The sequence below is a fragment of the Flavobacterium helocola genome (genome assembly GCF_038289885.1).
In the GTDB taxonomy this organism is placed as follows: domain Bacteria; phylum Bacteroidota; class Bacteroidia; order Flavobacteriales; family Flavobacteriaceae; genus Flavobacterium; species Flavobacterium cheniae.
On sequence record NZ_JBBYHT010000004.1, the window covers coordinates 328,946 to 337,384 of the forward strand.

The window sequence follows — 8,439 nt, forward strand, 5'->3', positions numbered from 1 at the left end:
AAACATGAAGTGTAAAATATTTTTAATACTCTTTGTTATCTTTTATTCTTGTGTATCAAGAAAAAAAGAAAGTAATGATATTGAATCAATTTTTAATAGAACCAATAAAATTGAAATTTATGCCTATTATGATCAAAATAAATGGGAAAGAAATGAAAAATATGAATATTTAAGAAATAAAAGTGTTGTCGAGTTTCCAGAAAAACACATTAGAAATAAAGTCATATTAAACCTAAATGAAATAAAAAAACTAAAGAAAAGTTTAGTAAAATCAAACAGTAATATTGAAGAAAGAGCGAATTGTTACGATCCAAGACATACAATTGTTTTTTATGATGAAAATGATGTTATTTTAGGATTTGTTGAACTATGCTTTTCTTGTATGAACTCAAGAGCATCAGATAATTTTATAGTATTAAATAACAAAATGTTATATCAAGAAAAACTTTTTAAAGAATTCGGAATTACTTATTTTGAAGATACAAAAGAAGAAAATGATGCTTATTGGAAAAAAATAGAAGAAAAAGATTTAGAATTACAACTGAAATTTAATAAAAAGAATGAGTAATTATTTTACAAAACAAGAAAAAGTACGCTTCCAACATGTTGATTATGCTGGAATTGTCTTCTATCCCCGATTTTTAGAAATGCTAAACTGTTTAGTAGAAGATTGGTTTGAAGAAGCCTTAGATCGTCCTTTTTCAAAAATGCACGAAACCAATGGGATTCCAACGGTGGATTTAAAAATTCAATTTAAGAATGCAGCAAGATTGGGAGAAATCTTAACCAAAAAATTGTGGGTAAAAGAATTAAAAAACTCGTCTATTCTTTGCGGATTTCAGTTTGTAAATGAAGCAGAAAACACCGTTTTAGAAGGCGAAGTTACCTTAGTAAACGTAGCTTTCAATCCAGAAAGAAACGGCATCAAAGCAGAACCTTTTACAGAAGAAATGAAGAATAAAATTATGAATTACCAATTATGAATTACGACTTAATCTCGTTTCAATTCATAATTCGTAATTTTAAATTCGTAATTATATAACTATGGAATTCAAAAAATTCAAAGCCGCAACCGTTCAAACGTCACCTGTATTTCTTAATGTAGAAAAAACGGTAGACAAAGCCATTTCTTTTATTAAAGAAGCTAGTAATAACGGAGCAAAATTAATCGCTTTTCCAGAAGTTTTTATCGCTGGATATCCCTATTGGAATTGGATTATGACGCCAGTTCAAGGGAGCAAATGGTACGAAGAATTGTATAAAAATTCGGTTGACGTAGCAGGTCCAGAAATCAAGAAGCTTTGCTTAGCTGCCAAAGACAATGACATTCATATTGTGATGGGAATCAACGAACGCGGCAAAAGCTATGGCGAAATTTACAATACCAATTTAATCATCGACAACAAAGGCGTTATCGTTGGAAAACACAGAAAGTTAGTCCCAACATGGGCCGAAAAACTTACCTGGTCTTCTGGCGATGGTTCTTCGTTAAAAGTGTACAATACAGAAATTGGACCTATTGGAACCTTAGCTTGTGGCGAAAACACAAATACATTAGCACGTTTTACGCTACTTTCTCAAGGCGAATTGATTCATATTGCGAATTATATTTCACTTCCCGTAGCACCACCAGATTACGATATGGCAGAAGCAATTAAAATTCGTGCCGCTGCACATTCGTTTGAAGGGAAATTATTTACAATTGTTTCGTGTTCAACCGTTTCGCAAGAAATTAAAGACGCGTTACGTGCCGATGTTCCGAATGTAGATGAATTATTAGATAGAAAAAGTTCTGCTTTCTCTGGATTTATAGGTCCAAATGGAGCGGTAATTGGGCAACCACTAATTGACGAAGAAGGAATGGTGTATGCCGAAATTGATTTAGCAAAATGCATCCAACCGAAACAAATGCACGATATTTTAGGACATTACAATCGATTTGATATTTTTGATTTACGAGTAAATACCGCTCCTACTCGAAAAATCACATTTATCGATAATCACGAGGAGTTTAATAAGAGATAAAAAATGAAAAAAATAATCGTATTTATATTTTCGTTGCTTCTATATTCTTGTACTAAGAAGGAAAAAACACATTCTTCTGAATTTCTTATAGCTCAAAAGGAACTTACAGAACAATTGACAAAAATTAGTAAGCAAACTGACTTTAATGGTTTTGGAGTAGCAATTGCAAACGAAAATGAAGTGTTATATCAAAATGGCTTTGGAATTGCTAATTTGGAACCCAAGCAAAAATATGACGAAAATACGGTTCAAAATATTGCATCTGTATCGAAAACATTTATTGGTATTGCCATACTTAAGGCACAAGAATTAGGAAAATTGCAATTGGATGACCCAATTAACAAATACCTTTCTTTCAAAGTCACTAATCCATATTATCCAAATATTCCAATTACCATTAGACAATTAACCACACATACATCTTCAATAAATGATAATGAAGTTTATATGAAAAAAACAATCGTATTAAACGACACTATTAATCTTAAACAAAATCTTGATATTGATATTTCACCAACAAAATTTAATCCACCAACGGCTAAAATAACTATAGAAGAATTTTTGCAAAACACATTGGATTCTAAAGGAAAATGGTATTTAAAAGATGTATTTCTGAACAAAAAACCTGGCGAAATTTACAACTATTCTAACATTGGAGCAACGCTTGCAGCTTTAGTCTTAGAAAAAGCAACTGGTATTTCTTATGATAAATTCACAACAGAAAATATATTAAAACCACTTCAAATGAATTCGTCTGGATGGAGCTTTGATTCGGTTAATTATTCGAAATGCACAAACACCTTTCAAGACAAAAAAACTCCCTATCCATTTTATTCCTTAAATACCTATCCAGATGGAGGACTACTAACAACTTCCAAAGATATGGGAAATTATATTAGCGAACTTTTGAAGGGATTTTTAGGAAAAGGTACTTTATTGAATAAAGAAAGTTATCAAGAATATTTTAGACCGCAACTTCAAGCTAAAAACTTCATAGATAGAGATACAAGCGAATATGGAGATTATAATATTGGTATTACCATGACTATTTATCCATCGGGTAATTTTGGGCATTTTGGAGGAGATCCTGGACTTTTTTCCGTTATTCAATTTGATAAAAAGAAAAAAACGGCCAGATATTATATCATAAATACTAATCCAAGTGGATCAGAAACAAATAAATATCACAAGCAAATTAATGATGCTTTAGATATATACACAGAAAAATTAAACAAATTAAGCAAATTAGAATAGTTGTATACGATTTAAAATAATTTTATGGAAGAAAATAATTATTCAGACGACCAATACGGAAGAGCTCGTGTTCAAGACTCCCCCGAATTAATTGCGTACTACAAAGAATTAGAAACACTTGGTGCTGGTGCATTATGGACAGTTGCCAACGACATCGAGCCTTGGGAACCACGTTCTTCTTCGGTTCCAATGTTATGGAAATATGATGATTTACGCGATTTAGTTTTAAAATCATCCGAATTAGTAACGCCTGAACAAGCCGGAAGACGCGTCGTATATTTGGTAAACGACAAACGCAAAGATGTTTCTGCAGCTGTGGGTTGGTTATACACCGGAATTCAAGTCACGCGCCCTGGAGAAAGTACTTCGGCGCACCGTCATCGTGCTTCTGCCCTACGTTTTATTATGGAAGGCGAAAAAGGATATACCGTGGTTGATGGCAATAAAATCATGCTAGAAGTCAACGATTTTGTCATTACTCCTAATTCTACATGGCACGAGCATGGCGTGGAAGAAGGCGGAAAAACTTGTATTTGGCAAGATGGTTTGGATATTCCATTAGTTAATGCTTTGGAGGCCAATGATTATGCGGTTTATGATGGTAAACAACCATTAACAGCACCATTAAACTTCTCTCCTATGACATATGGTGGTGCAGGATTGATTCCAGCGGATAAGACTTGGGACAAACCGTATTCTCCGCTATTCAAATATTCTTGGAAAAATGTTTATCCAGCATTATTAGAAGCCCAAAAAGTGAATGAAGTCAACCCATTTGATGGAATTTTTATGCAATATTCGAATCCATTAACTGGTGGACATGTAATGCAAACTATGGGAGCTGCGATGCAATTATTACCCGCAGGATTCAAAGGAAAAGCACACAAACACACGGGTTCTTTCGTTTACCAATGTGCAAAAGGAAAAGGTTACACTATTATCAACGGAAAACGTTTTGATTGGAAAGAGCGCGATATTTTCTGCGTTCCATCTTGGGCTTGTCACGAACATCACAATTTATCGGAAACAGAAGATGCTTGCCTTTTCAATTTCAATGATTTACCGGTTATTGAAGGTTTAGGATTATTTCAATCAAGAGAATTAGAAGAAAACAATGGATATCAATCTATTACATAATTAAAATTATATTTTCATGAGAAGTTTGATAATCTATTTGATATTTTCATTGCCCTTAATTTCATTTTCGCAAAATATAAATTTTAATCAGGGTTCAGTAAATTCTAAAGAGTATTTTGAAGTAATACAATATGAATTTGTTTTAGGGAAGATTGTTATTCCCGTTACCATAAATCAAAAAACTTATAAATTCATTTTAGATACAGGTGCTCCAAATATATTTTCTAATAATATTTTAAAAGAAAATAATTTAATTATTGGTGACTCTATAAATATAAGTGACGCAAATAATTTAAATGAAGCTATGAAATCTGCTATGGTTCCACAATTAAAAATCGGAAACCTAACTTTTGAAAATCAAGCGGGATTAGTTTATGATTTTGACAAGCATAATCTAATGAAATGTTATGGTATTGACGGAATTATTGGTAGTAATTTATTTCGAAAATCTATATTAAATATCGATAGTCAAAATCAATCAATAACAATCACTAACAAAATAAAACAACTGAAAATTGAAAATAAACCAATGAAAATGGTTTTAGTTAACAATCAACTTTCGCCCTATATTAAACTAAAATTCATTGGAAAAGATAACAAGAAAGCTTCAGACATGGTTCTTGTTGATACAGGTATGGATGGACTTTATGATATGTCAAAAAGAGCCTATTCAATTTTTGAAAAACATAATATATTCAATCTTATTGGAACTTCAACAGGTATTGGTGATGTAGGACTTTTTGGTTCTGGCAATGCTACGGAGCAAAAATTGCTTCAAGTGGAAACTACATTACTTAATCAATATGAACTAAAAAATTTGGTTACTTCAACTACTAGTGACAATAATTCGAGAATAGGATTAGATTTTTTAAAACATGGCAACTTAACATTTGATTTTATAAATAAAAAATTTTACTTTGAACCTGTAAATAGAGTTGAACTAGACCCAAGACCAAAATTTCAAACTTCTTTACTAAATGATAAAGTTGTTATTGGATTAATTTGGGATGAAAATCTTAAAAAATTAATGAATTCGGGAGATGAAGTGATTAGTATCGATCAAGAAAATATCTCAGAAATGTCACTTTGTAACTATTTAGCTCACAAAGAGGATTGGAAAAATAAAGATAGATATTACTTAAAAATAAAAAATAAAGAAAATGTAATATTCGAAATCGAAATTGTAAACTAAATTTTTTTTAAATATAAATTAAAATCCTATTCACCTCTTGTAGGAAATCCATTTTATAAAATAGAGGTATTCAATATATGAAACTACTTACATACAAAACACAAGACACCGAGCCTCGTTTAGGATTCATTCATAACAACCAAGTAATCGATATGCAGGATTTTGGAGAAATATCTAATTTCCCATTACCAAACGATATGTTGGAATTAATTGATATGGGATTTGAAATTATTCCAGAAATTACTGAAATGATTGCCGAAACACCTGAGAATTTCTTCGAAGAAATCGCTTACGAAATGAACGAAGTAACGATTTTAGCACCAATCGAAAAACCAAGAAAAAATATCATCGGAATTGGTTTGAATTATACCGAACATGTGGCAGAAAGTGCTCGGACATTAGACACAACTGGTAAGCTTCCGACAAAACCGATTATCTTTTCAAAACCACCAACAACGGTTACGGCTACGAATACTGAAATAATCAAAAATACGAAGTTGACTTCGCAATTAGATTGGGAATGTGAATTAGCTGTAATTATCTCAAAGAAAGGAAAATACGTTTCAAAATCTGAAGCATTAGATTATGTATTTGGATATACGGTAATTAACGATATATCAGCACGTGATTGTCGCCGTGAAGGACAATGGATTGTTTCAAAAGGACAAGATACTTTTGCTCCAATGGGACCCGTTATCGTTACAAAAGACGAAATCGAAAACCCACACAACTTGAATTTATCCTTAAAAGTAAACGGAGTTGAAAAACAAAATTCGAATACTAAATTGATGTTATTCAACATAAATGATTTGATTGAAGATTTAAGTACAGTTTTTACTTTAGAAGCTGGTGACATCATTGCAACCGGAACTCCAGCAGGTGTTGGCGCAGGTCGTGACCCTCAAGAATGGATGTACGATGGAGATGTTGTGGAAGCTACTGTGGAAGGAATTGGTACAATTGTGAATACGATTAAAGAAATATAATTATAATAAAATCAGATTAAAGAAATTTTTAAAATTATTTCAATTTTTTCAATCTGTGTTCTAAAATAAAATCTGTGGTTATTAGCGTTTGCGTAAGCAATCCGTTTCATCCGCGTTCCAAAAAAATATAAAAATGAAATACAGAATAGGCCAAATAGTTCCATCATCAAACGTAACGATGGAAACCGAAATACCAGCTATTTTCCGCTCAAGAGAAACTATCTTACCAGAACGCTTCACTTTTCATAGCAGTAGAATGCGCATGAAAAAAGTTACCAAAGAAGAATTGGAAGCTATGGATGCCATGAGTTTAAAATGTGCGCAAGAATTATCTGATGCTCATGTTGACGTAATGGGTTATGCATGTTTAGTAGCCATAATGAGTATGGGACGCGGTTATCATTGTGTTTCGGAAGTGAATTTACATCAAGAAACGGTAGCAAACGACTTCCCTACTCCAATTGTAACTTCTGCAGGTGCTTTGATTAATGGATTAAAGGTTTTAGGTGCAAAACAAATTTCGATTATTACACCTTATATGCGTCCGTTAACGGATATGGTGGTAGATTATATCGAAAATCAAGGAATTAAAGTAAAACAAAGCATTGCATTGGAAATTCCTGATAACTTAGAAGTAGCGGCTCAAAATCCGATGAATTTATTGGAGATTTATAAACAATTGGATTTAACGGATGTGGATGTTTTAGTGGCTTCAGCTTGTGTACAAATGCCATCATTAGAAGCTATCGATTTGATTCAAGCGGAATGTGGAATTCCTGTGACTTCAGCTGCCGTTTGCACGACTTATGAGATGATGAAGAAATTAGGAATCGAAGCCAAATCAGCTATTGGTGGTGAATTGTTGAGTGGAAAGTATTAATTTTTTTTTAAGATTATAATAAACAAAAAAGCTACAACATATATGTTGTAGCTTTTTTTGATCTAATTATTTACTTATAATAATTTTTATTCATTTACTTACATTCTAACTGAGAATATTATAATTATCAAAATTACCAATACATTCCTAAAATATTCCAACTTGTTCCATCACTAACCAATTGAACCCAACCTATGTTAGAAGAAGTCATTGTTGATATATTCATAGTTCCCGTTGTATTGCTATAAAAACCATATATAGTATCGATACCATTACTCAATACATTTATAGATTGGTATAAACTAGTTGATGTACTTGTAATATAAATCATCTTACCAGATCCAGCTATACTAGCACTCGGAAGTGTAATTGTAATTAACGAATTACTAGTGTTTTTTAAAAATACATTGTTTAAAATATCACTAGAAGTGATAGTATAGTTCGTTGTTTTAGAAAGAAATGTAAATGCTGTAGGAACTCCTGATAAACCAATTGGACCTTGAGGACCCATTGGACCTGTTGCTCCGTCTAAACCATCAACACCATTTAACCCTGCTGGACCTTGTGGACCCATTGGACCTGTTGCTCCGTCTAAACCATCAACACCATTTAATCCTGCTGGACCTTGAGGACCCATTGGACCTGTCGCTCCATCTAAACCATCATTACCATTTAATCCTGCTGGACCTTGAGGACCCATTGGACCTGTCGCTCCGTCTAAACCATCATTACCATTTAATCCTGCTGGACCTTGAGGACCCATTGGACCTGTCGCTCCGTCTAAACCATCAACACCATTTAATCCTGCTGGACCTTGTGGACCCATTGGACCTGTTGCTCCGTCTAAACCATCATTACCATTTAATCCTGCTGGACCTTGAGGACCCATTGGACCTGTCGCTCCGTCTAAACCATCATTACCATTTAATCCTGCTGGACCTTGAGGACCCATTGGACCTGTCGCT

Annotated in this window: 9 protein-coding genes; 8 read left to right on the plus strand and 1 reads right to left on the minus strand. The window is 32.9% G+C overall.

The genetic code is table 11. The features are described from left to right. Positions 1 to 4: 4 nt before the first annotated feature. From AAEO58_RS10400 to AAEO58_RS10435, 8 genes are all read left to right on the plus strand, one after another. A complete protein-coding gene (locus AAEO58_RS10400; protein ID WP_341683333.1) occupies positions 5 to 568 on the plus strand; it encodes a hypothetical protein in 564 nt (187 codons plus the stop codon). Beyond that, positions 561 to 983 (plus strand): acyl-CoA thioesterase, encoded by a 423-nt coding sequence (locus tag AAEO58_RS10405; RefSeq protein ID WP_341683334.1) that lies wholly within the window; start codon positions 561 to 563, stop codon positions 981 to 983. The genes AAEO58_RS10400 and AAEO58_RS10405 overlap by 8 nt, the downstream gene beginning before the upstream one ends. A gap of 61 nt (positions 984 to 1,044) precedes the next feature. Continuing rightward, a complete protein-coding gene (locus AAEO58_RS10410) occupies positions 1,045 to 2,025 on the plus strand; it encodes a carbon-nitrogen hydrolase family protein (protein WP_341683335.1) in 981 nt (326 codons plus the stop codon). Between the two features lie 3 nt (positions 2,026 to 2,028). Then, complete coding sequence (locus AAEO58_RS10415) at positions 2,029 to 3,279, plus strand: serine hydrolase domain-containing protein (protein WP_341683336.1); 1,251 nt, start codon at positions 2,029 to 2,031, stop codon at positions 3,277 to 3,279. Positions 3,280 to 3,303: 24 nt separating this feature from the next. Continuing rightward, positions 3,304 to 4,416: a cupin domain-containing protein gene (locus AAEO58_RS10420; protein ID WP_341683337.1), complete on the plus strand. Its 1,113-nt coding sequence runs from the start codon at positions 3,304 to 3,306 to the stop codon at positions 4,414 to 4,416. A 16-nt stretch (positions 4,417 to 4,432) separates the two neighbouring features. After that, positions 4,433 to 5,608 carry a retropepsin-like aspartic protease gene (locus tag AAEO58_RS10425; RefSeq protein ID WP_341683338.1) on the plus strand — a complete coding sequence of 392 codons (1,176 nt, stop codon included), beginning with the start codon at positions 4,433 to 4,435 and terminating at the stop codon, positions 5,606 to 5,608. A 77-nt stretch (positions 5,609 to 5,685) separates the two neighbouring features. Then, positions 5,686 to 6,594, plus strand: a complete 909-nt coding sequence (locus tag AAEO58_RS10430; RefSeq protein WP_341683339.1) for a fumarylacetoacetate hydrolase family protein — start codon at positions 5,686 to 5,688, stop codon at positions 6,592 to 6,594. 133 nt (positions 6,595 to 6,727) lie between these two features. Continuing rightward, the gene (locus tag AAEO58_RS10435; RefSeq protein WP_284698689.1) at positions 6,728 to 7,474 is read left to right on the plus strand and encodes a maleate cis-trans isomerase family protein; all 747 of its coding nucleotides are present in this window, start codon (positions 6,728 to 6,730) and stop codon (positions 7,472 to 7,474) included. Between the two features lie 133 nt (positions 7,475 to 7,607). Here the strand turns inward: AAEO58_RS10435 and AAEO58_RS10440 are convergent. Continuing rightward, on the minus strand, positions 7,608 to 8,439 hold an 832-nt coding region (locus AAEO58_RS10440), incomplete at its 5' end, for a collagen-like domain-containing protein (protein WP_481129026.1).